The sequence below is a fragment of the Streptomyces sp. NBRC 110611 genome (assembly GCF_001590865.1).
GTDB lineage: Bacteria > Actinomycetota > Actinomycetes > Streptomycetales > Streptomycetaceae > Streptomyces.
In genome coordinates this window covers 5,216-30,983 of sequence record NZ_BBUY01000031.1, presented here as the reverse complement: position 1 = coordinate 30,983, position 25,768 = coordinate 5,216, and the positions used below count along the sequence as shown (strand labels likewise).

At 69.2% G+C, this 25,768-nt stretch carries 24 protein-coding genes and 4 pseudogenes; 19 read left to right on the top strand and 9 right to left on the bottom strand.

Annotated features, from left to right (window positions below; translation table 11 throughout):
• The coding region (locus AZE13_RS31820) for an STAS domain-containing protein (protein ID WP_147264778.1) at positions 1–434 on the top strand (434 nt) is incomplete at its 5' end.
• Between the two features lie 344 nt (positions 435–778).
• Here AZE13_RS31820 and AZE13_RS31815 read toward each other — a convergent pair.
• Positions 779–2,413, bottom strand: coding sequence for a flavin-containing monooxygenase (locus tag AZE13_RS31815; RefSeq protein WP_066939896.1), 1,635 nt, complete (start codon positions 2,411–2,413; stop codon positions 779–781).
• A gap of 679 nt (positions 2,414–3,092) precedes the next feature.
• Between AZE13_RS31815 and AZE13_RS31810 the strand changes: the two are divergent.
• Positions 3,093–3,876: pseudogene (locus tag AZE13_RS31810) on the top strand (class I SAM-dependent DNA methyltransferase).
• Positions 3,877–3,925: 49 nt separating this feature from the next.
• On the opposite strand, the gene AZE13_RS31805 reads toward AZE13_RS31810, so the two are convergent.
• The 5 genes and pseudogenes from AZE13_RS31805 to AZE13_RS31785 all read right to left on the bottom strand — a co-directional run bounded on the left by AZE13_RS31805 (position 3,926) and on the right by AZE13_RS31785 (position 6,828).
• Positions 3,926–4,279 carry a DUF6256 family protein gene (locus AZE13_RS31805; RefSeq protein ID WP_147264777.1) on the bottom strand — a complete coding sequence of 118 codons (354 nt, stop codon included), beginning with the start codon at positions 4,277–4,279 and terminating at the stop codon, positions 3,926–3,928.
• 61 nt (positions 4,280–4,340) lie between these two features.
• Complete coding sequence (locus AZE13_RS31800; protein ID WP_147264776.1) at positions 4,341–4,577, bottom strand: DUF6186 family protein; 237 nt, start codon at positions 4,575–4,577, stop codon at positions 4,341–4,343.
• 175 nt (positions 4,578–4,752) lie between these two features.
• Positions 4,753–5,242: pseudogene (locus AZE13_RS31795) on the bottom strand (hypothetical protein); the annotation flags it as partial.
• A gap of 148 nt (positions 5,243–5,390) precedes the next feature.
• Positions 5,391–6,011 carry a sigma-70 family RNA polymerase sigma factor gene (locus AZE13_RS31790; protein WP_066939887.1) on the bottom strand — a complete coding sequence of 207 codons (621 nt, stop codon included), beginning with the start codon at positions 6,009–6,011 and terminating at the stop codon, positions 5,391–5,393.
• A gap of 196 nt (positions 6,012–6,207) precedes the next feature.
• Positions 6,208–6,828: a hypothetical protein gene (locus AZE13_RS31785; RefSeq protein ID WP_258528126.1), complete on the bottom strand. Its 621-nt coding sequence runs from the start codon at positions 6,826–6,828 to the stop codon at positions 6,208–6,210.
• Between the two features lie 214 nt (positions 6,829–7,042).
• Here AZE13_RS31785 and AZE13_RS31780 point away from each other — a divergent pair, with 214 nt between their 5' ends.
• The 7 genes from AZE13_RS31780 to AZE13_RS31750 all read left to right on the top strand — a co-directional run bounded on the left by AZE13_RS31780 (position 7,043) and on the right by AZE13_RS31750 (position 14,498).
• Positions 7,043–7,810 (top strand): class I SAM-dependent methyltransferase, encoded by a 768-nt coding sequence (locus AZE13_RS31780; RefSeq protein WP_066939881.1) that lies wholly within the window; start codon positions 7,043–7,045, stop codon positions 7,808–7,810.
• A 122-nt stretch (positions 7,811–7,932) separates the two neighbouring features.
• Complete coding sequence (locus tag AZE13_RS31775; RefSeq protein WP_258528128.1) at positions 7,933–8,919, top strand: FecCD family ABC transporter permease; 987 nt, start codon at positions 7,933–7,935, stop codon at positions 8,917–8,919.
• Entirely contained in the window at positions 8,920–9,747 is an 828-nt protein-coding gene (locus tag AZE13_RS31770; RefSeq protein ID WP_066939878.1) for an ABC transporter ATP-binding protein, read from the top strand.
• Positions 9,744–10,775 carry an ABC transporter substrate-binding protein gene (locus tag AZE13_RS31765; protein ID WP_079124582.1) on the top strand — a complete coding sequence of 344 codons (1,032 nt, stop codon included), beginning with the start codon at positions 9,744–9,746 and terminating at the stop codon, positions 10,773–10,775. The genes AZE13_RS31770 and AZE13_RS31765 overlap by 4 nt, the downstream gene beginning before the upstream one ends.
• Positions 10,772–11,950: a pyridoxal-phosphate dependent enzyme gene (locus AZE13_RS31760; RefSeq protein ID WP_079124581.1), complete on the top strand. Its 1,179-nt coding sequence runs from the start codon at positions 10,772–10,774 to the stop codon at positions 11,948–11,950. Before AZE13_RS31765 ends, AZE13_RS31760 begins: the two co-directional genes overlap by 4 nt.
• Positions 11,947–13,191 (top strand): ATP-grasp domain-containing protein, encoded by a 1,245-nt coding sequence (locus AZE13_RS31755; protein WP_066939876.1) that lies wholly within the window; start codon positions 11,947–11,949, stop codon positions 13,189–13,191. Before AZE13_RS31760 ends, AZE13_RS31755 begins: the two co-directional genes overlap by 4 nt.
• A complete protein-coding gene (locus tag AZE13_RS31750) occupies positions 13,188–14,498 on the top strand; it encodes an MFS transporter (RefSeq protein WP_066939872.1) in 1,311 nt (436 codons plus the stop codon). The genes AZE13_RS31755 and AZE13_RS31750 overlap by 4 nt, the downstream gene beginning before the upstream one ends.
• Positions 14,499–15,110: 612 nt before the next feature.
• Here AZE13_RS31750 and AZE13_RS31745 read toward each other — a convergent pair.
• Positions 15,111–15,680: a CGNR zinc finger domain-containing protein gene (locus AZE13_RS31745; protein ID WP_220127626.1), complete on the bottom strand. Its 570-nt coding sequence runs from the start codon at positions 15,678–15,680 to the stop codon at positions 15,111–15,113.
• A gap of 68 nt (positions 15,681–15,748) precedes the next feature.
• Between AZE13_RS31745 and AZE13_RS31740 the strand changes: the two genes are divergently transcribed.
• The 10 genes and pseudogenes from AZE13_RS31740 (at position 15,749) to AZE13_RS31700 (ending at position 24,282) form a co-directional block, all read left to right on the top strand.
• Positions 15,749–16,477 (top strand): AzlC family ABC transporter permease, encoded by a 729-nt coding sequence (locus AZE13_RS31740; protein WP_066939869.1) that lies wholly within the window; start codon positions 15,749–15,751, stop codon positions 16,475–16,477.
• Positions 16,474–16,788: an AzlD domain-containing protein gene (locus tag AZE13_RS31735; RefSeq protein WP_079124580.1), complete on the top strand. Its 315-nt coding sequence runs from the start codon at positions 16,474–16,476 to the stop codon at positions 16,786–16,788. Before AZE13_RS31740 ends, AZE13_RS31735 begins: the two co-directional genes overlap by 4 nt.
• A 320-nt stretch (positions 16,789–17,108) precedes the next feature.
• Positions 17,109–17,873, top strand: a complete 765-nt coding sequence (locus tag AZE13_RS31730) for an SDR family oxidoreductase (protein WP_066939864.1) — start codon at positions 17,109–17,111, stop codon at positions 17,871–17,873.
• A 184-nt stretch (positions 17,874–18,057) separates the two neighbouring features.
• Positions 18,058–18,204 (top strand): annotated as a pseudogene (locus tag AZE13_RS34830) (IS5/IS1182 family transposase); the annotation flags it as partial.
• A 649-nt stretch (positions 18,205–18,853) separates the two neighbouring features.
• Positions 18,854–19,256, top strand: a pseudogene (locus AZE13_RS34820) (helix-turn-helix domain-containing protein); the annotation flags it as partial.
• Positions 19,257–19,500: 244 nt separating this feature from the next.
• Positions 19,501–20,097, top strand: a complete 597-nt coding sequence (locus AZE13_RS31720) for a hypothetical protein (RefSeq protein ID WP_066939858.1) — start codon at positions 19,501–19,503, stop codon at positions 20,095–20,097.
• 149 nt (positions 20,098–20,246) lie between these two features.
• A complete protein-coding gene (locus AZE13_RS31715; RefSeq protein WP_066939856.1) occupies positions 20,247–20,825 on the top strand; it encodes a hypothetical protein in 579 nt (192 codons plus the stop codon).
• 219 nt (positions 20,826–21,044) lie between these two features.
• Positions 21,045–22,169 (top strand): hypothetical protein, encoded by a 1,125-nt coding sequence (locus tag AZE13_RS31710; RefSeq protein ID WP_066939853.1) that lies wholly within the window; start codon positions 21,045–21,047, stop codon positions 22,167–22,169.
• A 155-nt stretch (positions 22,170–22,324) separates the two neighbouring features.
• A complete protein-coding gene (locus tag AZE13_RS31705; RefSeq protein WP_066939850.1) occupies positions 22,325–22,927 on the top strand; it encodes a DUF2867 domain-containing protein in 603 nt (200 codons plus the stop codon).
• A gap of 329 nt (positions 22,928–23,256) precedes the next feature.
• Complete coding sequence (locus AZE13_RS31700; protein WP_258528124.1) at positions 23,257–24,282, top strand: hypothetical protein; 1,026 nt, start codon at positions 23,257–23,259, stop codon at positions 24,280–24,282.
• A gap of 160 nt (positions 24,283–24,442) precedes the next feature.
• On the opposite strand, the gene AZE13_RS37625 is transcribed toward AZE13_RS31700, so the two are convergent.
• Entirely contained in the window at positions 24,443–24,988 is a 546-nt protein-coding gene (locus AZE13_RS37625) for an IS630 family transposase (protein ID WP_258528127.1), read from the bottom strand.
• A 288-nt stretch (positions 24,989–25,276) separates the two neighbouring features.
• On the bottom strand, positions 25,277–25,501 hold the full coding sequence (locus AZE13_RS37620) for a helix-turn-helix domain-containing protein (protein ID WP_220127625.1): 225 nt from the start codon (positions 25,499–25,501) through the stop codon (positions 25,277–25,279).
• Between the last annotated feature and the right edge of the window lie 267 nt (positions 25,502–25,768).

Sequence of the window (25,768 nt, the reverse complement as noted above, 5' to 3'; positions counted from 1 at the left end):
CCGCGCTCGCCGGCGTCCTCGTCCACGCCGGCTGCAAACTCATCCCCGTCAAGCACCTCCTGCCCCTGTGGCGCGAGCACCGCGGCGAAGCCGTCGTCCTCGCCGTCACCGCGATCGCCATCATCACCACCAACATGTTCGAAGGCGCCCTCCTCGGCATCGTCCTCGCCGTGGTCAAGTGCGCCTGGGAAACCTCCCACATCCACATCGACACCCACGAGACGACCGACGGCCGGCTCATCGTCACCCTCACCGGATCCGCGACCTTCCTCCGGCTGCCCCGCATGCTCGAAACCCTCGAAGCCCTCCCCCACGACCGGCCCGTCGAACTCGACCTGTCCGAGGTACGTCACCTCGACCACGCCTGCCGCACCACACTGGAGAACTGGGCACAACAGCGGGGAACCACAATCGAGGCGCTCGCGAAAGCCTGACCGGCCGCTCATTTCGAAGGCGCGACCTGCGGGCAGCCCGCCGTACAGCAGACGCGCATGACTCATCCGCTGCTGCCCTCGCCCGATGCCGGGCGAGGGCAGCACACACGAACTTCCGCTTCGTCCGCAGCACGATAGAGCTCAAGAGAGGCAACGGTGTTCGAACCCAGGACAGAGGCAGAAATGCGGCTGTACTCCGAGAAGCTGGCCAAGGAACTCGCCCTGAAAAGGCACCGTGAAGAGAGCAGCCACAGCAGCACCGACATCCCAACACCGCCCCCTGCCGACGAAGAGCACGCAACCACTGCACCGGTCTGCGGGACACAACAGCAGGACGAAACGACCTACGGGGAGGAGGTGCCGGAGAGGATGAAACCGGTGTAACCGGTCCGGGCCGCGGCGTCGCACTGCTCCCGGTACCGGTCCAGCCCACCGGCGTAGGGCAGGAACACGCGCGGTTTGCCCGGTATGTTCACTCCTGTGTACCAGGAGGCCACGGCAGGGTAGAGCGTCCGGGCGGCGACCTCCGCCACGTGGGCACCCCAGTCCGCCTCGGCCGCTGGAGCAGCGTCGATCTCCGTGAGGCTGTTCCTCCGCAGATAGTCGATGCAGTCGGTGATCCACTCCACCTGCTGCTCCAGCGACACCGCGACGTTGGTGAGCACGGACGGGCTCAGGGGCCCGAGGACGGTGAAGAGGTTGGGGAAGCCGGCCGAGACGAGCCCCAGATGGTTCCGCGGGCCGTCCGCCCACTTCTGCCGGAGCGTCATACCGCCTTTGCCCACGATGTCGATGGCGAGTTGGGAGCCGGTCAGGGCGTCGAAGCCGGTGGCGAAGACGATCGCGTCGAGGGCGTGTTCCCCGTCCGAGGTCCGGATGCCCCGGGGCGTGATCGTCTCGATCGGGGTCATGCGCAGGTCCACCAGCGTCACGTGTGGCCGGTTGTAGGTGGCGTAGTACCCGGTGTCCAGGCAAGGACGCTTGGTCGCGAACGGGAACGTGCGCGGGGAGAGCAGTTCGGCCGTCGCCGGGTCAGTGACGATCGACCGGATTTTGGACCGGATGAACTCGGCCACGGTCTCGTTGGCCTTCTCGTCGGTCAGGATGTCGGTGTAGGTGCGCAGCAGCCCGCTCAGCAGCCCCGAGTCCCAGGCGGCCTCGTAGGCGGCCGTGCGCTCCGCCTCGTCCGCCTCAAGGGCCGACTGGGTCGGTGGCTCGAAGATGGTACCGCCCCGGGACAGCCGCTGGGCCCTGCGGAACTCCGGGTAGCGCGCCTTGAGTTCCGCGATTTCCGTGCTCCGCAGCGGGCGGTTGTGGGCCGGCAGCGCGTAGGCCGGGGTACGTTGGAAAACGGTGAGTGCGGCCGCCTCGTCCGCGATGACAGGGATGGCCTGGACACCGGAGCATCCGGTTCCGATCACGGCGACCCGCTTGCCGGTGAAGGAAACCTCCTCACGCGGCCAGCGGGCGGTGTGGTAGACGGCGCCCGTGAAGCTGTCAGCCCCGGGAATCCCGGGATCCTTGGGGGCCGACATGCAGCCCGACGCCAGCACGACGAACCGAGCGGTGACGGTCCGTCCGGTGTCCGTGGAGACCCGCCAGACGTGATGGTCCTCGTCGTACACAGCGCGGGTGACCCGGGTGCGCAGTGTGACGTGTCTGCGCAGGTCGAAGCGGTCGGCGACGTGATGGATGTAGCGCAGGATCTCCGGCTGGGAGGCGTAGCGCTCGCTCCACTCCCACTCCTGGTCCAGTTCTGGGGAGAAGGAGTAGGAGTACGACATGCTCTCGACGTCGCAGCGGGCCCCGGGGTACCGGTTCCAGTACCAGGTCCCGCCGATGTCCGCACCGGCCTCGAAGACCACCGTCGCCAGGCCGAGTTCACGCAGCCGGTGGAGCTGGTAGAGGCCGGAGAGCCCGGCCCCGACGACGACGGCGTCGACCGGGTGGGCGGCGGAAGGATCGGGGGCGAGGTCCATCGGTTCTCCTGTCTCCCTGCACGCGGCGCGCGGGCGTGCGGTGTGCGGGGCACGTCCGGTCGTCGTGCAAAAGGCCGGGTGACGGCGTAGGGGGTACGGGCGACATCCTGGTACACCCCCGGCGTCACGGAAAGTCCCGTGCCCCGTCCGACGGCCGCAGTTCCCAGCCGGCCCGCCTCGCGCGTCCATCAGCTGCCCGCCCGTCCAGCCAGCTCACGCACTATCACCCGATGCTCCCGCCGGACCCGTGGACTCCCGTGGCACCAGGCACGGCGTCGCATCCTGTTGCCGCCGCACGGTCCCTCCGTCCAGCAGCGCCTCCGCCGCCCGGCGGCCAAGGCTGCGGTGTCCCGGGCGAGGGCGGTGACCGCCGGCGGGTGCTGCGGTACAGGACGGAGTCATCCCAGGTCCGCCGGGCTCGCGACGCGCACGACGCGCCGGTGGCCGAGCGCGGCGAGGTGGCCACCGAATCCGGGAAGCTGCCCAGGCGTGGTCACCCGTATGGCGCTCCTGCGATGGCCGACATTTCCGTGGCAGCGTAGGGTGACGCGGGCCACAGGCCGGCAAACGACGCACACGTCCCCCGGGTCGCACCGATCGTCGGTCTGTGGATCACCTGCCTACCTGCCGCCCGACTCCGTCGGTTCTTTCAAGAACAGAAGGACAAGGAGGTGCGACGATGGACGCGGCCGCCGGCTCTGAGCGCACCCGCACGAACCGGGCCCGTCTCACCCACAAGATCCGCTACGCCGTGCGGCATCCCGACCGCGTACGACCCTACCTGCACCGCCTCGGACGCGACTGGAAACTACGCCTGACCACCCGCGACCACGTCGCCTACTACCGGGCCGTGATGAAGGCCGACACCGCCAAGAGCCCCACGGCCGCCGTCGGCAGCGCCTCCCACGAGAGGTGGCTGGCGCTCGGCCAGATGCAGTTCGACTACCGGCTACGGCACGGACTCACCCCGGACGACCGGATGCTGGAAATCGGCTGCGGCAACCTACGCGCCGGCTGGCGCTTCATCGACTACCTCGACGCCGGCCACTACCACGGCATCGACATCTCCCCCGAAATCCTCCTCGCAGCCCAGGACACCCTGGTGGAACGCACCCTCCAGGACAAGCTGCCCCACCTCGCCCTCGTCCGCGACCTGCGACTGACCGCCCTGCCCGCGGAACACTTCACCGTGGTCCACGCACACAGCGTGTTCTCCCACTCCCCGATCGAGGTCATCGACGAGTGCATGTCCCACCTCCCCCGCGTCCTGGCACCGAACGGCTTCTTCGACTTCACCTTCAACCGCACCGAAGGCACGCAACACCACGTCCTGCGCGAGGACTTCTACTACCGCACCGAAACGCTCATCGAACTCGCCAAGACCCACGGACTCACCGCACGCCTCATGGAGGACTGGGAACAGCTCCCCCCACAAGCAATCAAAGATCCGCATCACCACCTAGCGAAGCTGAATCCCGTCGCCAGGTGAGCGGAGAGGCAACGTCCGGCCGGTCACCGTCTGGTCGCGCCCGCCGATCGCCGCCGCACGGCCATCACTACCCACGACGCGATGAAGAACAGCGGCAAGGTGATCCCGATGAGCGTCGCGGCCCCGGTGAACGCACTTGCCAGAAACTGGGGGGCCACACGTGCCACACCGCGGTAGTAGCCGACCGACACGGCCATCAATAGCACGTACCCGCCGACCGCGGTGCCGACCACCTGACGGATCAAGCCGAGCCAGCCCCGTCTCATGGCATCCGGGGCGAGCCGTCGGGGCGGCTGCCATGACTCGGCCGGATGCCGGCGCAGGGTGCGCAGGCCGAGGGCGAGATACCCCATGACCAGCAGATAGCCGATCAGCATGACCGCGATGTTCAGCGACAGGGGGAGCATCGCAGGAGCCCTCCCGTCCGCTGATGTGCCGTCATGACGGGTCCTGGAGCAGGAAGTGCCAGCCTCGTACGAAGGTGTGCCAGCCGAACCACAGCCACAGCGCGAAGAGCGCCCACCGCCCCACGGGGTAGCGCATGACGGCGTCCATGGCATCGCTGAGCGTGGGAAAGCCGTCGCCGATCCGGACCAAGCTGATGCCCTCCCAGGCGAAGACAGCGCCGAACAGCACCGCCCAGACGAGATACCCGATCATCGGATGCCCTGCCACCGCGACCTCCCACCGTCCACCGTCGTACGCACCTGTGCGCAGCCTTGCCCCTGCCGTAACGGGCAGCCAGGTCGATCATCCCGCCATAACGGCCCGAAGAGCCGGAAGCGGTCGCTACGTATGTCGCGTTGGCTGGACCAAACGTCACGTATGAACGTACTCAGAGACGGGCGCCTCAACGGAAAGCGGCAACACGCTCCGAAGAAACCCACTGGTGGAACGGCCTGGCCGCGGAGCCGGTGACCTTAGCGACCGTGTCGTGCACTGTCAGCAGTCCGTCGTTGACGTCCCCGCCCGTCACATCCAGTACCGCATCCGCGGCCTCGGCTCCCAAGAACGCGGACATGTGCCTGTGGGCCTCCTCCCGGCTGATCTCCGCACATAGCACCTCCCGCCCCAGGGCCGCCGCGGTGGCCTCCACCTGCTGCCGGGCTGTCACCCGCTCCGGGCCAGTCAGCGCATACGTCCGCCCCCGGTGACCGAGCTCGGTCAAAGCCACTCGCGCCACCGTCGCAATGTCCGCAGGGTGAATCGTGGGCAGCCCGGTGTCCTCATACGGAACGCGGACCGTTTTGGTGCTCGCGGATTGCCCCCGCCCACCACAGGGCGTTCGAGGCAAACTGCGTCGGCCGCAGAATCGTCCAGGCCATGCCGCTGTGCTTGAGACTCCCGCCCCGCTCCATAATTGAGGCCCAGGTCAGCGACCTGGGCCTTGAGAGTTGTCTAGACCTCTTGTGGGGCTCACGCATCACTTGACGGTGGAAAGCGGCCCGTAGACAAGACGAACCTGCCGCGCTCCGGCCTCGGTGGTGGTCAGTTCGCCGCGGACAGCGGCTCCGCAGCGGCTTCGGCCGTCTGCAGTAGCGCGGTCATGTCCTCGCGGGCGCGGGCCACGCGAGAGCGGACCGTGCCGACCGGGCAACCGACCGCCGTGGCAGCCTCCGCATAGGGTAGGCCGAGCAGCTGGGTCAGGATGAATGCCTCACGGCGCGCGGCGTCGAGTGCTTCGAGCAGGTCGAGCAGTGCCACCCCTTCCTCGAAGCCGGGGAGGCCGCACGGCTGGGCTCCTTCGGCCACTGTCTGCCAGTCAGCGGTGTGGGTGATCGGTGGCCTGCTGGCCACCGACCGGTAGCGGTCGACGACCACTCGGCGGGCGATCGACAGCAGCCAGATCCGGGCACTGGAGCGCCCCATGAAGCGGGGCAGGCTGGTCAGCGCCCGCAGATACGTCTCCTGGGACAGATCGTCGGCACCCTCCACGTCGCCGCTCAGATGCGCCACGAACCGCCACACATCACGGCGCGTGGCTCGTATGAACTGCTCGATCGCTTCACGGTCGCCGGTGCGGGCGGCCGCCAGCGCCCACTCGGTCACCTGCGTCTCATTGCGCGCGGTGGACGGGCCGCGCAGGTTTCGTACCAGGGCAGGAGTCATCCCCAAGGGTCCTTCGCATGAGTGCGGGCCGGGCAGGCATGGCGCCAGCCTCGCAGTTGGGCGGCTCTACGGGCACGCCGCGCACACGCGGGTGGGGGGTGGTGGCACGAAGGAGAGCCGCAGGCCGAAGAGCCGACGCGCGGACATCCGCGTACGCCAGTACCCCGCCCATCGACCCGTGTGCGGGGACGAGCGGTCAGCCGCAGACCGGACGTACCGGCGGCCCCCTTCGAAGGACGGCGTACCTCAGCGACATTGCGCGCAGCCGCCGAACCGGGCCGAATGCGACCACAGGGCGCACGGGGGACGCCTGGCCGGGGAAAGCGAATGACCGCCGGGCACGTCGCAGCGGCGCGAAGACACAGGCGGCCAGCGAGCGGCCGAGGCGGGACGCCGCCGCCTCACCGCGCCACAGCCACAATCCGCAGATCAGTGCGGCCAGTCCGTGCGCGAGCGCCATGCCAGGGGACCAGGAGTGTCCGGTGGCCATGGAGCCGGACATGCCGGCCATACCGCCTGTGCCACCGTGCGCGACCATGGGTGTCGATGGTGTGGGTGCCGTCAGCGACTGGGACAGGCTGAACGCCGTGTGCAGCGCGAGCTGTGCGGCCATGGCGGAGCCGGTTACCACGAGCGCACCGCGCTCCCGTCCGGCCAGCCACCACGCGCCTGCCGTGGTCGCGGCGAATGCGTGCGCCATCGCCGACACCGGCAAGGTCTGTTCGGACATCAGTACGTGTCCCAGGGCCGTCGTCAGCACGCACACCGCCGCGAAGACCGCAGCGCGTGCGAGGCGGAAACCGGGCCCAGTGGTCACGGTCGTCATCGTGCCAGCTAACCCGCACAGAGGGGACCCGGACGGTACGATTCCGAATTTCCGTCTGAGGCTGCCGTTCCGAAGTCGATGATGAACTCGCCGGGAACTCAATGGTGTTGGGAGCCGACCAGTGTAATGAAAGGCCCGCACTCACAAGGCCCGCGGCGCTGTGGCGTCCGGCTTGCCCCGGCCCCGGGAGCGAGGTTGCAGCGGTATGCACTGGTACGAGGACGACGGATTCTGGTCGGACTTCTCCGAGACGATGTTCTCCGAGCGCAGGCGCACCGAGACAGCGGGTGTCGTCGTGGGCTCACCGCTGCTTGCGTTCCCGGCCGGAAGCCGGGTGCTGGACCTGTGCTGCGGGCCCGGCCTGTATCTAGTGCCGCTGGCCCGTCGCGGATATGTGGTGACGGGGGTGGATCTCAGCCCGGCCATGCTGAAGCGGGCCCGTGCGGCCTGCGAGGAGGCCGGAGTCGAGGTCCGGCTGGCGCAGGCGGACATGCTGACGCACGTCGAGCCGGAGTCGTACGACGTGGTGCTCAACGTCTTCACGTCGTTCGGCTACTTCGACGATCCGCGGAACAACGAGCGGGTGCTGCGCAACGCCCATGACTCGCTGAAGCCGGGCGGACAGCTGCTCGTCGACGTGATGGGCAAGGAAGTCCTCGCGGGCTGGATCGGCCGCCCCAAGCTCGTCGAACTCGACGACGGCGCGTACGTCGTACAGCGCGACACCGTCCTGGACAGCTGGACACGGCTGCGCACCGACTGGACGCTGGTGCGCGACGAGGTCGCGCGGGAGGCGTCGATCACCTCCTTCCTCTACAGCGCGGCCGAGTTGCGTGCCCTCTTCGAGGCGGCCGGCTTCACCGACATGCGGTGCTACGGGGACTTCGACGGCGCCCCGTACGACAACCACGCGCAGCGACTGATCGTGCGGGGAATCCGGCCGGAACCGTCCGCCGGCGGACGGGAGCTCTGATGCGGACGCGTCCGACTTCCGGTGAGCGGGTGGAGTTTGAGGTAGCTCGCACGCCAACTGGCTCACATACGAAGGACCGCGGGAGGCTGCCAGTCACTCTGGTGGCGCTCTCGGTGATCCTGATGGTTTCCGTCGTGGCCGGTGTCGCGCTGGGGCCCACCGTCGTACCGCTGGGTGATGTGGTGCGCTTCCTGTCCGCGGCCGTGACGGGCGGCGGCATCGGGGCGGACGAGGTGACCGGGTACTCCATCGTCTGGCACGTGCGTACCCCCAGGGTTCTGCTCGCCGTGGTGGTCGGGGCTGGGCTCGCTGTCGTCGGTGTCGCCGTGCAGGCGCTGGTGCGCAACGCCCTCGCGGACCCGTTCGTCCTGGGCATCTCGTCGGGGGCGTCCGTGGGGGCGACCGCGGTGGTGGTGTTTGGGGTGTTCGCGGGGCTGGGGGTCTACGCGCTGTCGGCCGCGGCGTTCCTCGGTGCCCTGGGTGCCACGGTGCTGGTGTATCTGGCCGCGCGGGGGCCGTTGGGGTTGACGCCGCTGCGGCTGGTGTTGACCGGGGTGGCGCTGGCGTACGGGTTCCAGGCGTTGATGAGTGTCCTGGTCTTCCTTTCTCCGAACGGTCAGGCCGCGCGGACAGTGTTGTTCTGGTTGCTGGGCAGTCTGGGGTCGGCGTCCTGGGAGTCGCTGCCGGCGGCGGGAGCGGCGGTGCTGGTCGCGGTCGTGGTGCTGCTGCGGCAGAGCCGGTCGCTGGATGTGCTGTCGCTGGGGGACGAGACCGCGGCCAGCCTGGGCGTGGACGCGGATGTGCTGCGACGCTGGTTGTTCGCGCTGACCGCGGCTGTCACCGGGTTGATCGTCGCGGTCAGCGGCGCGATCGGCTTCGTCGGGCTGGTCCTGCCCCATGTGGTGCGGATCTGGGTCGGCGCCACCCACCGGCGGGTGCTCGCGGTCGCGCCGCTCGCCGGGGCCTGCTTCATGGTGTGGGTCGATCTGGTGGCGCGTACCGCCTTCGCGCCGGAGGAGCTGCCGCTCGGGGTGATCACCGCGCTGATCGGTGTGCCCGTGTTCATCGTGCTGATGCGGCGGCGCGGCTATCTGTTCGGAGGCCGGTAGATGCAGAGTGTCCTCTCCCTGCGCGGCCTGACGGTCGAGGCAGCCGGTCGTGCCCTGGTCGACCGGCTGAGCCTCGACGTGGCCGCCGGCCAGATCGTGGGACTCGTCGGCCCCAACGGCAGCGGAAAGTCCACCGCGCTCCGCTGCGTCTACCGGGCGCTGAAGCCCACCTCCGGGGCCGTCCTGCTCGACGGCCGCGACCTGACGTCACGGGGACTTCGCGACAGCGCCCGGTCGATCGCCGCCCTGACCCAGGAGAGCCACACCGAACTCGACTTCACCGTCGAGGAGGTGGTGGCGCTGGGCCGTGCCCCGCACGCACGGGGCAACCGCCCCCTGACCGCTCGCGAGCGTGCGCTGTGCCGGGAGGCGATGGAGCGGCTGGACGTCGCCCACCTCGCCGATCGCAGCGTGCTGACCCTCTCCGGCGGGGAGCGCCAGCGGATCCTCATCGCGCGGGCGCTGGTTCAGGAGCCCCGTGTCCTGGTCCTCGACGAGCCGACCAATCACCTGGACGTACGGCATCAGGTGGAGCTGCTGTCCTTCCTGCGCAGGTCCGGACTGACGGTGCTCACGGCCCTGCATGACCTCAACCTCGCGGCCCAGGTCTGTGACCGCATCGCCGTGCTCAGCTCCGGCTGCCTGGTCTCCTCTGGCGATCCGGCGGAGGTCCTGACGCCCGAGCTGGTCCGCAAGGTGTTCGGCGTCGACGCGACGATCGTCCCCCACCCGCGAACCGGAAACCCCCAGCTGCTCTACGACCTCTCCCTGGCCCCCACCGGCCCCCGAACTCCCGCCGACGCCTCATCGGAAGGACCGCACTCATGACCCGAGGACGCATCCGACAACCCGTCCCCCGGACGCTGCCGCGTACCCTCTCCGCCGGGCTGCTGGCGGCCGGGATCCTGATGACCACCGGCTGCGGCGCGGAGGTCGAGCCGACAGCGAAGCACACACACGACACGGTCACCGTCTCCAACTGCGGGCAGGACACCACCTACACCCGCCCGAAGCGCCCAGTGGCCTACGACATCAGCGGGGCGGAGAAGATGTTCTCCCTGGGGCTGGGCGGCCGGATGCGCGGCTACGTCATGAACAAACTCGGTGACCCTGCGATCAAGGGCTCGCCCTGGCGCAAGGACTACGCCAAGGTCGAACGCCTCGGCACCGAGCGCATTACCCGGGAGATCGTCGTCGATGCCAAGGCCGACTGGGTGCTGGCCGGCTGGAACTCCGGTTTCAGCGAGGAACGCGGCATCACGCCCGCCCTGCTGAAGAAGGTCGGCGTCGCCAGCTACCTGCACACCGAGACCTGCTGGGACTACGGCAACAAGAGCGTCGACGTGACTCCCCTGGAAGCGCTCTACACCGACCTGACCAACCTGGGCCAGATCTTCGGCGTCGAGCAGCGGGCAGACAAACTCGTGACCGATCTCAAGAACCGCGTCGCCACACTGAAGAAGACCTGGCCCGACAAGGGCGGCCCGGCCCGGGTGTTCGTCTACGACTCGGGCACCGACCAGCCGTTCACCACAGGCCGCCACGCCGCACCGGACGACATCATCACCGCCGCCGGAGGAACCAACGTCTTCCACGCTCTCGGCAAGGGCTGGACGGCGGTGGGCTGGGAACCAGTGATCAAGGCCAGGCCCGAGGTGGTCGTGATCGTCGACTACGCCGACCAGCCCGCCCAGGACAAGATCGCCTACGTCAAGTCGCTCCCCCGCCTGAAGTCGGTACCAGCGGTGAAGAACAACCGCTTCTTCGTCATGTCCATCGGCGACGCCGTCAGCGGCCCCCGCAACGTCACCGCTGCCGAGAACCTGGGCCACTACCTGCGCTCCATCGGGCGGTGACGGTGAGCTCGACCCGTTCCGCACCCGCACCCGTACCCGCCCCGGTTCACGGGCACATCACCGACGCAATCAAGGCACCCGACCTGCTGCGGCTGTCCGACAACATCGTGCTCGCCCGCTTCGAGACCCTGAAGGTCTACGCCGCACTCGGCGCGATCCGCACTCTGCTGGAGCGAGGGATCGTCCAACCGGGCCAGACCCTCGTCGACAGCTCCAGCGGCATCTACGCACTGGCCCTCGCCATGGCATGCCACCGCTACGGCCTGGGCTGCCACATCGTCGCCTCCACCACCGTCGACGCGGCGACGCGCGCCCAACTAGAGATCCTCGGCGCCACCGTGGACCAGATGCCGCCCTCCCAGGACCTGCGACTCGACCAGGAACGCCGGGTCCTCCGGGTCCGGAAGCTGCTGGTCGAGCGGCCCGGCATGCACTGGATGCGCCAGTACCACGACGCCGTCCACTACACCGGCTACCGCGAGTTCGCCGACCTGGTCAACCGCGCACTGCCCGACACGCCGCTGACCGTGGTGGGGGCCGTGGGCACCGGCTCCTCCACCGGCGGCCTCGTCCAGCCCCTGCGCGGGCGCGGCCGGGCCGTACGCCTCCTGGGCATACAACCCTTCGGCAGCGTGACCTTCGGCAGCGAGGGCTTCAGCGATCCCGAGGCGATCATCGCCGGCATCGGCAGCTCCATCCCGTTCGACAACGTCCGCCACGACCTCTACGACACCCTCCACTGGCTCGACTTCCGCCACGCCATGGCCGGTGCCGTCGGCTTACTGAGGAAACACGCCGTGTTCGCCGGCCTGTCCACCGGCGCCGCCCACCTCGTCGCGAGCTGGGAGGCCACCCGCCACCCGGACCACATGCACCTGGTCATCGGCGCCGACACCGGCCACCGCTACACCGAACGCGTCTTCGCCCGCCACCACGAAGCCCTCGACCCGCGCCCCCTCAAACCGCACCAGATCACCACCCTCACTGACCTCGCCCCACCCTGGTCGGCGATGGAGTGGAAACGGCGGCCCTTCGACGTACGCCTGGCCACCGTACCCTCGGCAGCCGCAGCACCCCCGCAGACACCGGGGTGCTCGCCGACACAGGCACCCCAGCAAGCACCGGCACCACTCACTGCACCGACCAAGCCGACCGAGGAGGACCCGTCATCGTGACCATCGCCGCCCTGGAAGCACTCACCTTCGGACTGGAACACCTCGCCGAGGCAGCCGGAAACGCCGGGCACCGGCTGTGCCTGCTCACCGGCGACCGGAACATCTACCGCCACGAACTGGCACACTTCGAACCCGGAGCACTCGACATCGTCGACGTCGACACGGCCGACGAGTCCGCCTGCGCCGCCGCCCTGACCGCCCTGCCCGGCCTTCGAGGACTCATCAACTCGACCGATACCTGGAGCATCCCCGGCGCCGACCTCGCCGCCAAACTCGGCCTCCCCGGACCGGACCCCACCGCGGTCCGCCTGCTGCGGGACAAGAGCCGGGTCCGCAACCTCCTCCACGAGTACGGCCTGAGCCGCGGCCGTGCCCTCATCGTCCCGGCCGCTCCCTCCGCAGCCGCCGAGATCCTCCACGAGATCGGCCTGCCCGCGATCCTGAAGGACTCCGCGGGCACCTCCTCCCGCAACGTCTGGCCGGTGCGCGACGAGCAGCAACTGCACACCGCCCTGGCCGAGGCCGCACAACGCCCCTTCACCGGGCGACTGTTCGCCGAGCCCTTCTTCTCCGGCCCCGTCTACAGTGCCGAAACCCTCAGCTGGGCAGGCGACACGACACTCCTGGGCGTCCTCAGCCGGCAGATGTCCCCCGAGCCCACCGTCCGCGAAGAGGCATCGGCCTTCCCCGTCGCCCTCCCCCGTCCCGAACTCGACCTGATCCAGCAATGGGTGGGACGCGTGCTCAAGACGGCCGACCACGACACCGGCTTCGCACACGTGGAGTTCATCCTCACCACCGAAGGCCCGGAACTGGTGGAGATCAACCGCCGCATCGGCGGCGCGCTCGTCGGCGAGGCCCTGTGCCGCTCCCTGGCCACCAACGTCTACGACGCCATGGTCGATATCGCTCTCGGCCGCCGCCCCGCACTGCTGGACCCCGTTGCCGGCTCCGCACCCGGCCCTGGCCCCGGTCCCGCCACCGGCTTCGTACTCGTCTACCCCGGCCGGCCCGGCACCCTCACCGGCTGGACGGGACTGGACGGCCTGTCCGCCTTCCCGGGCTCACCTCAGTGGTACCCCACGGCCGCACCGGGGCAGCGTGTGGCGCACCTGGAGGATCAGCGCAGCTGCACCGGGATCGTCCTGGCCGAGGCCGCGACCGCGGAGTTGGCCTTGCACCGGGCGCTCAGCGCCGCCGGCAGTATACGTCCGCTCATTGCACCCAACGACCAGGGATGACGCCGTCGCACCACGCCTCACCCGACCGACCGCGCTCCCGCCTCACACGGCTCGCCCACCTGACCGGACCGCAGTACGTCCTGCTGGCCGGATCATTCCTCATCCCCCTGGGCAGCTTCGCAGTACTGCCCTTCATGTCCGTCCTGCTGCACGAGCGGCTGGGCATGGGGCTCGGCACCGTCGGCGTGGTGCTCGCCATCGCGTCGTTCGTGCAGTTCGCCGGCGGCGTCGTGGGAGCCGCGGTCGCCGGGCGCATTGGGCTGCAGCGCACCATGCTGCTCGCGCTGGTCATCCGGACGGTGGGCTTCGCCGGCTTCCTGCCCGGGCTCGGCCATCCGGCCGCGGCCGTCACCGCGCTCTTCCTCGTCTCCTGCGGCGCCGCGCTCTACCTGCCCGCCAACAAGGCGTACTTGGTGCACCGCGTCGACCGGGAACGGCGCCCGCTGCTGCTGTCCGCAAGCAGCTCCGCCCTCAACGCCGGAATCGCACTCGGCCCGATCGCCGCCGCACCCTTCGTGCTCAGCGCCTCGGTCGGACTCTTCACCGCGGTCACCGTACTGTTCACGGCCATCACCGTGGGGCACGCCCTGCTGCCCGTGGAGATCCCCGACCGTCGGCCGGAAGAACGGGAAGACGCTGACGGCACCGGACAACCGCCCCCACGCGGGGAAGACCAGGACAAGGCGCATGAAAGCCGGTACACGGACCGCACCGGACTGCCGGTCCTGCCGTTCGCGATCACCGCGCTGAGCGTGTACCTTTTCATGTTCTTCCAGCACTACCTCTCGGTCTACACCGTGTCCCGGACCTCGACGGTGTTCTACGGCCTGGTCCTGTCCCTTTACGCCATGATCCTCGTCGTCGCGCAGCCTCTTCTGTCGGACTGGATCGCCCACCTGCCCTACACCCGCGCCCTGATCCTGGGCTTCGCCGCGCTGGCCACCGGCATGTGCACCCTCGCCGTCGGCCATCCCGCCACCATCCTTGCCGGAGCCTTGCTCATCTGCCTGGGCGAGATCGTCCTCTTCCTCACGAACGACCTCGAAGCCCTGGCCCAGTCCCCCCGCTCGCCCGCGGTCGTCTTCGGCCGGCAGCGACTGGCAGCCGGAATCGGCGCGTTCGCCAGCGGCATCGCGGGAGGCAAGGGATACGAACTGACCGAGCAGTCCGGTCACCCCGGCCTCTTCTGGACAGCCGTCGCGGTGCAGTGCGCACTGCTGCCCCCGCTGCTGGTCCGCATCCTGCGCCGCCGACGCCCCTGCCCCACGGCCGGCCCGGACCGCCCGGCCGCGACACGGACGCATTGAGCCCGCGCCGTCGGCGCCGGCAGCAGCCGGTAACGGAGCACACCTTCCTCCAAGGCACTCCTGGCATCCCGGCGATCATTCCCCACAGGCCCGGCTTGCAGGAAAGCGGCGACAGCTCTGGAGGAGGATGAAGGCGTGCCCAGGAGCCCGGTGGAGCCCAGGCAGCGCAGCCGCATACACCGAGCCCCACCGCCCTGTGGGATCCCACCCCATCGCCTATGGCGCGGACAGACCACTGCCACCCGTAATCAAACCCACGAGAACCGACAAAACGAACTAGCCACTCCAACCGGTCGACAGTCCCCCTCCCCTTCGCGAGCGCTCCTGACTACCGCGTCCCCATAGAAGCCCAGGGCAGCTGCTACAGCCAGCACCACGGGCGCACTGCGGCAGGCGCATCCGCTAGCCTGTCATCGGCTGGCCGGAGTATCCGCCGCGACCGTGATGCCCCCTGTGAGACGATCGCAAGACGGGCCGTCTGACCAGCGGGTTTGTGCAAGTCGGCTGGAGCCCAATCACCGGGTTTTCGACAAGGTTTTCCGCAAGCCCCGGCGCCGAGCCCTCGACCGAGCCGCACGGCAAAGGCACAGCGGCGCACTTCACCGCATCCGCTTAGCCAGCTCGTCTCGTACGGGCGTAATGGCGCCGGGCCCGGTCCCTGTTGCCGCAGTCGCCCGAACTACACCAGCGACGGGCGCCGTTGCGGCTACGGTCCAGGAAGAACCAGCCGCAGCCCATCCCTTCGCAGCGGCGTACGCGGGACAGTGCGTGCGTGTCGCCGAGCAACTCCTCCGCTTGGAGGGCAATTTCGTCGTACACGGTCGCGGGAATCAGACGTAGAGGGAAAGCGCGGGGCAGCCCGGCGTGCTCGCGGGCGGCGAGGGTGGACTTGCGCAGGGCGTCCCAGGCGCGGGGCGCGGGTGCGGTGCCGCCGGCGAGGGCGTCCAGGACTGCCGTGAGCACGTCGCGCAGGCCGTGCAGGGCCGCCTCGTCGGGGAGGGCCGTCGCGGAAAGCCCGGCCGCGGCGGCCCAGCGGGTCCAGGCCGCGGCGTCCGGTACGCGCTCGGCTCGGCGGCTGTCGTCAGTGCGCCAGGCCACGGTGTTCACGAAGTCCAGGACGGGGTGGCCCGCGATGTGCGATGGCTCAATCGTCTCGGTAGTCGGTCTCCGCTCCTCGGTCACCCCTCCACCCTAACGCGCCACCACGCAATCTAACGACCATAAGTCGAATAGCTTGTTAGAGTCCCAGGATGGACACTCTACTGCGGCGAGGGCCTGTCACCCCGCTCGGCAGCTTCCGGTCCGGGCTCAGAACCGGATCCGGCCTCGCGGCCGCTTCGTTCCTGCTTGCCATCAGCTTCGGCGCGCTCTCCCAGTCCCAGAGCTGGGGGCCGGTCGCCCCCGTTGTCTGTTCGCTGATCGTCTTCTCCGGGTCGGCCCAGTTCGCGATGGTGGCCACGCTGGGTGCGGGCGGCGACGCACTCGCCGCCGTGCTCGCTGCCGCCCTGGTGAACATCCGCTACATCCCGATGGGCATAGCCATCGCACGGGACTTGCAGGGCGGACGGCTGCGCCGGGCACTTGAGGGGCAGGCGGTGGTCGATGGCTCGTGGGCCGCGGCCCACTTGGGCGGCGGCCGATTCGACCGGTCGCTGCTCTTCGGGGCGACACTGGTCCAGTGGCTGTCCTGGGTCGGGGGCACGGCCATCGGCGTAGCCGTCGCCCCCGATCCCGAGCTCCTGTACACGCTTGGCCTCGACGTCCTCACCCCGGCGCTGTTCGCCGTCCTGCTCATCGACGAACTCAAGCGGGCGCGGGAGGGGTGGCTGTCCGCCGGTATCGGCGCGGGGGTCGCGGGCGTGCTGATCGCCGTCGTTCCCGCGGGGCCGGCCCTGGTCGCGGGTCCGGGGGCGGCGGCGCTGGTCACACTCGCGCGCACCGACAGGACCGGCCGGATCGCTCAGGAGGCAACCCTGTGAATGCGGCACATGTGTGGGCCGCAATCACCGCGGTCGCCCTGCTCGGCTTCGCCTTCAAGGCTGTCGGCCCCGCCGTCTTCGGAGGGTGTGAACTGCCCTCCCGCGCATGGTCGGTGATGGCCTTGATGGCTCCGGCGCTGCTCGCCGCTTTCGTCATGGTCGACCTGGCCGGGCCCGGCTGGTCCGCTCTCGACCTCATGGTGGTCGCCGGCGTCGCGGCCGGGATCGGCCTGCGGCTGTGCAAGGCCCCGTTCCCGGTGGTGATGGTGGGTGCGGCGATGGTGACGGCCCTGCTGCGCTGGACGGGCTGAGCGGTTGCGGCGAAGTCAAGTGTTGATCCTTCTCGGCGGTGAGCCCTCGACGAAACCGCACGGCGAAGGATCAGCAGCGCACTTCATCGCATCCGCTTAGCCTGCAAGGACCAACTTCGATGGCAAACGATCAAGACTGGGGCGCTCACAGCGACCTCAACTTACGTTGAGACGCCAGGCTGTTGTGCACCGAAGGTGGTCATCACGGCAGCTCGGGAACCTGCGTTCATGAGGAGATTTTCATGTCGGACAGCCGCGCCGTACTGGTTACCGCAGGGACGAAACGGCAGGGCCCCACTCGCCCGGATCAAAAGCACGTCATGAACCTCACCGACCGCCGCATTGTCATCACCGGCGCCGGCCGCGACTTCGGCCGCGCCCTCGCCCACCACTTCGCCGACCTCGACGCCGAAGTCTTCCTCGCCGCCCGGACCCTGGAAGCAGCCGAACGCACCCGCGCCGAACTCCTCGACCGCGGCCACGAGAAGGCCCATGCCTTCGCCTGCGACCTGACAGACCCCGCCTCGATCCGCGCCTTCGTCAAGGCGGTCGCCGAACGCGCCGACCGCATCGACATCCTGGTCAACAACGGCGCCCGCTGGCTAGAAGGCCCCGATTTGCTGTCGGCCTCCGACCAGGACGTGGCCGAGACCCTGGCCTCGGGCGGCACCGGCACCATCCTGATCACCAAGAACCTGCTGCCCCTGCTGCTCGCCTCCAACCGCCCCGACGTGGTCACCCTGGTTTCCCTCTGCGGCGTGCCCGGCGCTCATCACCCCAGGGCCCACGAGGCGTACTACGCCGCCAAGCACGCCCAACGCGGCTTCACCGAAGCCCTTTCTCACGGCCTGCGCCCCCAGGGCGTGCGCGTGATCTCCCTGTTCCCACCGGACTTCGACAGCAGCCGCGACCCTCTGTCCCCGGAATGGGATGCCACCCCGCGCGGTGCGCATGCCCCCCTGGCCGCGCAGTCGGTGATCGACTGCATCACCTTTGCCATTCAGCAGCCACGCGACTGCTACATCAACGCCTTCCACTTCGAGGCCATGAGCACTCCTGCGACTGCTACCAACTCCTCCGGTTGAGCGCGCCAAGACCGATCCTCGCCGCCCCGTCCCTCCACAACTCCCATGGTCAGGCAGCGTCGGATGAATCGTGTAACTGGGGCACATCCGTGTCGCTTTGCCCGACGTGGGGCGGGAAGATCACTCGGATCTGGAACGGGCTCGACCGGAGCCGCACCTGCCGAGGAATGTAGGGCGAGGCGGGCGCTGGATCGAGCGGACCATCTCGCGGCTGTCCGGCTACCGCAGGCTCAGTCCCCGTTACGAGAGCCATTCCCGCAACTACCTGGCATTTCTTGGACTCGCCGCCGCCATCTGCTGCTACAAGCGACTCGTTCGCCTCACCACATAGGACATGGTCTAAAGGGCTGTCCCGCTACTCCGCCCCGGATGGCATGTGGGGATTGAGTCCTGGTGCGAGCCGATACCGGATACCTTCCTGGCCATCATCAGACCGTAGAGGCTGGCATGATGGTCCTCATGTTCACGTACCGAAAGGCCGATGCCGCGTAAGCGCCCCGGCGCACTGCGCGCTCAACAGACTCCCCGTTTCGCGTGGAGCTTGCCTCCAGACCGGATCCACGGCCTGTCTGGCCGAACCAGCGTCGCGATAGATCGAGTAGAGCGGCTCTCGGGCGACTACTACATCTACCACGGCGCCACCGACCGTGCGCTGCGGCGGTATCGAGCATTTCTGCAACCACGAGGACGTCGACCTCTGTATCCGCACGATGCGGAGTGTTCGTGCCGCGGCTGTTCTTTCGACGACGTGCGGCACGCACGCGACGTGCTTGAGGAGGTCAGGCGTCAGTTGCCTCCCAGACCCCGCGCCGAGCTTGAACGCCGGGTGCGTGTCCTGGATGCCAGGTACGTCGAGCGCACGCTGCCGGATCCCTTCGCCACGCATCGGCAGTGGCGTTCCGACCTCTGGTGGCGGCGCCGTCTGGCCGACGGCTGGGAAGCTGGACGAGGAGCCCAAACGGCGGTGAAATGATCAATGCGTGGCAGGTGTGATCACGGCGTCGCAGCCGCCCTGGACAGGCCCGTGCACCGGGCTGAGCCCACCTTGCTTCGGCAAGCTCGTGACCGCCCTGCGCCGTGAGGGAGCGGACGCGGTCCGCCGAGGCCGGCCGTGGAGCCTGCCTCTGGAGGACCGCGTCCTGCTGGCAGCGGCGTACTGGAGAACCAACCTGACGCTGCGACAGCTCGCGCCGCTGTTCGGAATCTCGAAGTCCGCGGCCGACCGCATCACCGTGGATGGCACCTTGGTGCCCACGCGTGACCACACGGTGGCCGAGCAGTCGAAGAACTGCCGGTGCTCCACCAACCACCAGGTCGTCATCGATGCCGATACACGGCTGGGTCGTCGCCGTGGGCCGGCCACTGCCCGGCAACAGCAACGACTGCAGTCTGTTGGTCCTCCCCGTACTTGATGATGCGCCAACGCACCTCAAACCTCGGCTGACGTCGGCCGGCGCGCTGACCTCCGGTTGCTGCGGTGCCCTGCCCTCATTCTTCGGGCGCACCGCTCCATCGGCCGTACGGCGGAGCCAGTTCAGCCTGCAGAGCGTTTCACGGCGCCCCTCTGTCGGCGATCTTCACAAGCGAACGGACCATCCCTCAGCTGACCGAAATCCGAGGACCGCACATGCAGCCGCTCCTGCAGATCGAAGAGCCCACCGACGCCCGCCCCGGGCGACTCCGCGCCGCATGGCGGGCAGCCCATGAGCCCGTTGCCGGAGTGTCCCGGCGGATGCAACTCACCGCCTACGCTGTGCCGTTCACCGTCCTGCCCGCCAGCCTCTGGCGGCTCCCGGCTGCGTTCGGCGACGGGATCGGGTTCGGCGGACGGGCGTACATCGTCTTCCTGTCGGTCCTCTCCAAAGTCCTCGCGTTCACCGCGATCGGGCTGATCGCCCGTTGGGGCGAGGTGTTCCCGCGCTGGATACCGTTCCTGCGCGGCCGCCGGGTCCCTACGAAGGCGGCGCTCATCCCGGCCGCCATCGGGGCCACGATCCTTACTCTCCTGTGGACCGTCCTGACCCTCGCCACCCAGATCATGGGCACCACGATCCGAGGCGACGACCTGCCCGGCGACTTCCCGAGCGAGGTCGGCGGCTGGGAAGCCGCCTCGTTCTACGTCTGCTACACGCCGCTGATCCTGTGGGGACCGCTGCTTGCCGTGGTGACCGTCGCGTACTGGAAGCGCCGTCACGCGGCGGAGGACCTGCCTGCCACAGCTTGAGCTTGTTTCGTACCTATGAGCGGTTGTGCTCGAAACGGGTCTCGGGCGTTTGACGATTGCGTCTGCTGACAGGAGCTCCGTCTCTTGGGGGAGGGACGTCAGCCTCTGGAGCGATGGCACCGCTTCGGGGATCGAAGACGCTGAGGTTCATGACAGCGCTCAACGGGCAACGCCCGGCCACGGCTTCACACGACACCGAGCATCCCGTTCCCAGGTGGGCGGTCGTCACCGCCCATGCGATCCCGTTCGTCCTGCTCCCGCATTGTCTGTGGCGGCTGCCCTTCGCGTTCAACTTCAGTATGGGCATGATCGATCCGAACGCGTCACCCATGCCGCGGTACGTGGCCATCCCCTATGTCTTCGGACTCAGCGTGCTGTCGGAGGCTTTGGCGCTGCTCTGCCTCGGCCTGGTCCGGGGATGGGGCGAGATCGCACCCGGATGGCTTCCGGTCATCGGGGGCAAACACATCCCGCCGCTCGCGGCGATCATCCCGGCCACACTCGGCGGGCTGGCCGCCACGGCACTGTGGGGAAGCGGACTGCTCGCCTGGCTCCACGTACCTGGATTCCATGCTCTGGGGTACGCCAACGGCTGGTGGGCACTGCTGGCGAAGGTGTGCATCAGCCCGGCGATGCTGTGGGGGCCGATGGTGCTGGCGCTGACCTATGCCTACTACGTCCGGCGCTGCCGACCGGCACTGCGCAGGGTTCGCCAGTCAGCGCCCTGACATCGGTCACCGTTCGATGAGACGTGCTCAAACCCGTGAAGTATCAAGACCTTACGTATCGAGACCATGGAGCCGGAGGTCACGGTGACCGTCCCCGCAACGACGCAGAGACGCAAGGACGCACGGTCCCTTGCCCCGACACCCCGGTGGACCCGATGGACCCGGTGGTCACGGCGGTGGCCGGAGTGGGCGCCTGCTGCCGCCGTCACCTGGTGCGCGGTGTATGCCGCCGTCGAGGCCGCCCGGGCCGGGAAGGGAACCACCCTCCCCTTCCCCCTGCCCGCCCCGTACGCAGCCCTCGCCCAGCTGATCCTGGCCACTCTGGCCGTCGTCGCCGCGGCTGCCTGCTGGGCAAGTCGGCGACTGCTCGGTCGGCCCGGCCGCATGGCAGTGGGGTGCGCGCTCATCCTGACCACCCCGGTGTTCGCACTGGGGATGACCGTGCTGCCCATCTATTTCGTCCCCCTGGCGTCCGGTTCGGGGCTGGAGAGCGCCACCGGCCTGGCCCATGCGCTGCTGAGCACGGCCCTCACCTCCTGCCTTGTCCTCGTCGGTCTGTCGTACCGCCGACGGCTGGCCGGCGCCTGCCCCCGCTGCGGCCACCGGCACACCGGCGGCCACGACGCCCCGCTCGTCCACCCCGACGCCTCGACCGCCACCCGCCGCACCAGGACGCCGGCCTACCTGCTGATGTGCGGGGTGCTCCCCTGGGCCACAGCCAAAACCATCTGGACGCTGGGCGGTGACGCGCTCGGCATCACGGCCGAGAGATGGCAGGAGTCGAACTCCGGCGGCTCAGAGATGTCCAAGGCGCTCGCCTCGGTGGGCATCGATGTGACCGTGCTGGCCGCGGGGCTCGGATTCTTCCTCGTGGCCGGGCTGATGTACCCGTGGGGGCAGGTGTTCCCCCGCTGGACGCTGGTCCTCTCCGGGCGCCGGGTGCCACGGCTGCTCCCCCTCGTCCCGGCCTTGCTGACCGCAGTCGGCCTGTCGGTGTACGGAGTCTTCCTGCTGGTCTACGCCCCGCTCGCCGCCCTCGGCGTGGTGCCGTTTCCCGAACCCGACCCGGAACTGGGCGGCACCCGCTCGGGCACGCTCTGGCTGGCCGCCTTCGGCGGAATGGCGTTCGGCGGCCTGGGCTTCGGCCTCCTCACCGCAGCCCGCTCCTACGCGGCGCGGACCCGACCCATCTGCGCCACCGCGACCGCCCCGGAGTCCCCACCCACCGACACAGCAGGCACAGAGATACCCATTGAGTCGCCCCGGGCAGAGCCACCCGCCTATGCGGGCCCGGTTGACCAGAAATCCACAGCGGGGCTGCGGCCGCATCGCAGGTCAGGGTGACTCTCTCACTCGCCTTGGTCGGCGCGCTCGAGGGGACCGTGCCCCCCTGGCCGGTCAGGCTCCGCACGATGAGCCGCTCGCGCCCCGCGCCGTCGCGGGCGTACTCGGACTCACCCCACGTCGTGACACATCACTGAGCAGACAGAGGTCCACGCATGAAACTCCCGAACACCGCGCACACCACCCGGCCCTGGCTGATCCACGACCTCACGCCCGACTTCCGTCTCTACGACGTGTGGGCCCTGCCGACGCCGGGAGGCCCGGGCGACTTCCCGCACCTGGTGCGGCAGACCACCGTGGGCGACACGTCGGACAACCCGTCCTGGGTCGCCCGCGCGCTCTTCGCGATCCGCTGGAGGCTCGGGACGCTGCTCGGCTGGGACAACGCCGACTCCGGTGTCGGCTCCCGGGTATCGACGCTGCGCGACCGGCTGCCGGCCGATCTGCGTGACGGTCCGTTCGGGCCGGAGTTCGATCGCCTGCCGTTCCGCTCGGTCTACCTGACGGACAACGAGTGGGCGTCGGAGATGAGCAACCGGACCATGCACGGGGTGATGCACATGAGCTGGGTCCCGGACGGAGCCGGCGGCCACCGTGGCCAGATGGCCGTGCTCGTGAAGCCGAACGGCCTGTTCGGGAAGGCTTATATGGCCGCGATCGCACCGTTCCGGCACCTGCTCGTGTACCCGCCGCTGATGCGAGGCATCGCAGCCGAGTGGCGAGCCGACCCGCCCCAAGCCCCCTCACCTGCGAACTAGTGGCTCGTCACGCATCGTTGGTCGGGTAACAGCTCCGCCTCAGGTCGCCCGCCCCGGAACCTCGGCTGCGTCCAGCCGTGCGGGCATCGTCGGGGAAGCTGCGTCGAGCGCGTCCGCGTTCTGCTCGACGAACGCACGGAAGACCTCCGCGGCGCCGTTGAGGTGGGGGGCGCGCGGACCGCGTTGCGCGCGGCCTCGGCGTCGTGCAACGGGGAGGAAGTCCACACCGAAGGGGCCAGCAGGTGCGTTGCGCCCTCCCCCGTACGGCGGAGGAGGATCGTCGTCGGGGCTGAGGCACGCGGCAGGCGGCGGCCGGAAGGCTGGGCGCCATGACCGCTTTGACCCGACACCGCGCCCGCCGCGCCCTGGCTCCCGCTCCACGGCGGGGCGTCGGCGCGGCGCTGCGGGCGACGGCCGTTGTCGCCTGCCTCCCGTACCTCTCCCTCAAGATCGCCTGGTTCGCGGGCAGCCACATCGGCATCCCTGAGGGCAGCGAGCTGCGCCAGGACGGCAATTCCCTGATGGCGATCAATGCGCTCACCGTGCTCATGGACGGCGTGGTGATCCTGTTGGCGTTCCTGCTCACCCGGCCTTGGGGGCAGCGGGTTCCGGCCTGGTTGCTGGCGGTGCCGATATGGTGCGCGTCCGGGCTGCTGGCGCCGATCATCGTGGCGTTCCCCGTCCAGACAGTGGCCGCCGCGCTGCACGGGCACACGGTGACCGATGATGGCGCCGATGCGCTCTTGGACTCCTGGGTGTGGAGCGTCGTCTATAGCGGCTTCATCGTGCAGGCCCTGACGCTGGCCATCCTCTTCGTGCGGTACGCCAGGGAGCGCTGGGGGCATCTGTGGCGCGGCCGGATCGGGGCGCTGCCGCCCTCGCCGACCCGGTCCGCGCGTCGGCTGATCGCGGGCGTGGCAAGCACACTGGCCCTGTTCGCGGGTGCGATGCATCTGGTGTGGGCGACCGGCGGCACATTCGGTCTGAGCCCCGCGCGGGCCGCCTCCCAGGACTTCAACGCCCGTGTGAACGACGCCTCCTACGTCCTGTTCGCCGTGCTCACCATCGCCGGCATCCTGCTGCTCGCCCACGGTCGTGGTCGCCGCCTCCCGGTGCTGGTGGCGCTGACCGCCGCCTGGACCGGCGCCGGCGCACTGGCCTGCTGGGGCGGCTGGATGACGCTGACCACGCTGCCCGTCCCGGCTGGGGACCCGAGGCTGCCCGCGCCGTTGATGAGCCTGACCTACTCTGTGCAGATGATCACCGGGATAGTGGTGGCCACCGCCGGGGCCCACTTCTTCGCCGAGCGCGAGACGCAGCACCGGGCCGAGCACGAGGCCGCGCGGTGCGACTGAGGCGCGGGTGCCCCGGAGCGGATGGTGGCGTTCGCCTGGTTGTGCGCGCTCACCATCGCCTTCCGGATCGTACCGATCCGGTCGACGGCCGTCGCCCGGGTGCCGTGGGGAGTCCGATCGACGAGACGGGAACTGGAGGGGGCGTCCTCGGGCCCTAGCGTCACGCAGCCTTGGCCGGGTATTCCGTCCATCGGCGGATCGGTGAGTCCGGCGCGAAGTTGGTCTTCGGCTCGGCGCGGGCGTTGCGCCAACGGATGTAGGCGCCGATGGCGGCGTTCTGCTCGCTGTGGCTGCGGTGGTCGGTGCCGTTGAGCGCGAAGTAGCGCAGGGCTGCGAATTCCGATTCGATCCAGTTCAGCCACGAGCCGTAGGTCGGCAGGAAGACGAGTTCGACGTCGTTGTCGGCAACCCATGCACGGACGTCGGCGTGCTTGTGTGGGGAGAAGTTGTCCAATACCACGTACAGCTTCTCCCCGGGCCGGCGAGCCCGCACGGCCTTGAGCAGGCCGAGGAACTCGCGCCACCGCTTGCGTTTGCGGATGCGGTAGTAGATCTTCCCGGTGGCCAGGTCCAGGGCGGCGAGCATGTGCATCACGCCGCCGTAGCGGTTGTAGGCCGCCCGCAGTCTGCGGGGCTTGCCAGCGGGGCGCCATGCCCGGCCTTTGCGCGGCTGGAGATTGAGCGGGTCGAACTCGTCGACACAGATTGACCCGCCCGTCGCCGGGCGGGCTGTCGTACAGAGCCAGGACAGACTTCATCTTGGAGATGAAGTCCAGGTCGGTGGAGGCCTTCCACGTCGTGGTGGCCTGCCAGGAGACCTTGCCCTCACGCAGGATGCGCCGCAGGGTCTCCCGGCTGATCCTCGGCACCACGTGGCGTTCGACCAGGTGGGCGGCGAGCTTGGTCAGGCTCCAGGTAGAGAAGGCGGCGATGTTCCAGTCGGTGGGGGACGTCCGGGCGATCAAGCGGATGTGCTCGCGCACCCGCTTACTGATCATCTTGGGCGTCCCCCGCTCCATTTTGGGTCCAGCGCGTCGAACCCGCGCTCGTTGAAGGCGTGGATGAGATAGCGGACGTAGTCCTCGCCGACCTGCATCAGCGAGGTGATGTCCTTGACGGTCTGGCCCTGGGCCGACATCAACACCACGATCGCCCGCCGCAGTCGGACCGGGTCTTTCGCGGTACGGCTGATCCGCAGCAACTTGCGGCCCTCGTCCATGCTGACCGGCGTGACGAGCCACTAGCCCGTCCGGCGGGCGACGCCCGCAACTCCCCACGGGCGGCCGGTCTGCACACAGACGGTGATGCACACACCACCGCCTCGCGCACGTACACATAGGCCGCGCATGCCCGGACATAGCACCACGAAGTTCTCGGCGATCCTGCCTCACCGGCTTAGTCATCAGACCGCCTGACCAGCGAGGCAACACACCTGACACCCCATCAGAACGAGCGTCAAATGAGCGTCACGAGCGTCAAGACATCG

Coding starts and splice junctions, on each gene's coding strand:
- AZE13_RS31815 (WP_066939896.1), bottom strand. CDS start 2,413: ATGGACCTCGCCCCCGATCCTTCCGCCGCCCACCCGGTCGACGCCGTC.
- AZE13_RS31805 (WP_147264777.1), bottom strand. CDS start 4,279: ATGCTGATCGGCTATCTGCTGGTCATGGGGTATCTCGCCCTCGGCCTG.
- AZE13_RS31790 (WP_066939887.1), bottom strand. CDS start 6,011: ATGACTCCTGCCCTGGTACGAAACCTGCGCGGCCCGTCCACCGCGCGC.
- AZE13_RS31780 (WP_066939881.1), top strand. CDS start 7,043: ATGCACTGGTACGAGGACGACGGATTCTGGTCGGACTTCTCCGAGACG.
- AZE13_RS31775 (WP_258528128.1), top strand. CDS start 7,933: ATGGTTTCCGTCGTGGCCGGTGTCGCGCTGGGGCCCACCGTCGTACCG.
- AZE13_RS31770 (WP_066939878.1), top strand. CDS start 8,920: ATGCAGAGTGTCCTCTCCCTGCGCGGCCTGACGGTCGAGGCAGCCGGT.
- AZE13_RS31765 (WP_079124582.1), top strand. CDS start 9,744: ATGACCCGAGGACGCATCCGACAACCCGTCCCCCGGACGCTGCCGCGT.
- AZE13_RS31750 (WP_066939872.1), top strand. CDS start 13,188: ATGACGCCGTCGCACCACGCCTCACCCGACCGACCGCGCTCCCGCCTC.
- AZE13_RS31740 (WP_066939869.1), top strand. CDS start 15,749: ATGGACACTCTACTGCGGCGAGGGCCTGTCACCCCGCTCGGCAGCTTC.
- AZE13_RS31730 (WP_066939864.1), top strand. CDS start 17,109: ATGAACCTCACCGACCGCCGCATTGTCATCACCGGCGCCGGCCGCGAC.
- AZE13_RS31720 (WP_066939858.1), top strand. CDS start 19,501: ATGCAGCCGCTCCTGCAGATCGAAGAGCCCACCGACGCCCGCCCCGGG.
- AZE13_RS31715 (WP_066939856.1), top strand. CDS start 20,247: ATGACAGCGCTCAACGGGCAACGCCCGGCCACGGCTTCACACGACACC.
- AZE13_RS31705 (WP_066939850.1), top strand. CDS start 22,325: ATGAAACTCCCGAACACCGCGCACACCACCCGGCCCTGGCTGATCCAC.
- AZE13_RS31700 (WP_258528124.1), top strand. CDS start 23,257: ATGACCGCTTTGACCCGACACCGCGCCCGCCGCGCCCTGGCTCCCGCT.
- AZE13_RS37620 (WP_220127625.1), bottom strand. CDS start 25,501: ATGGACGAGGGCCGCAAGTTGCTGCGGATCAGCCGTACCGCGAAAGAC.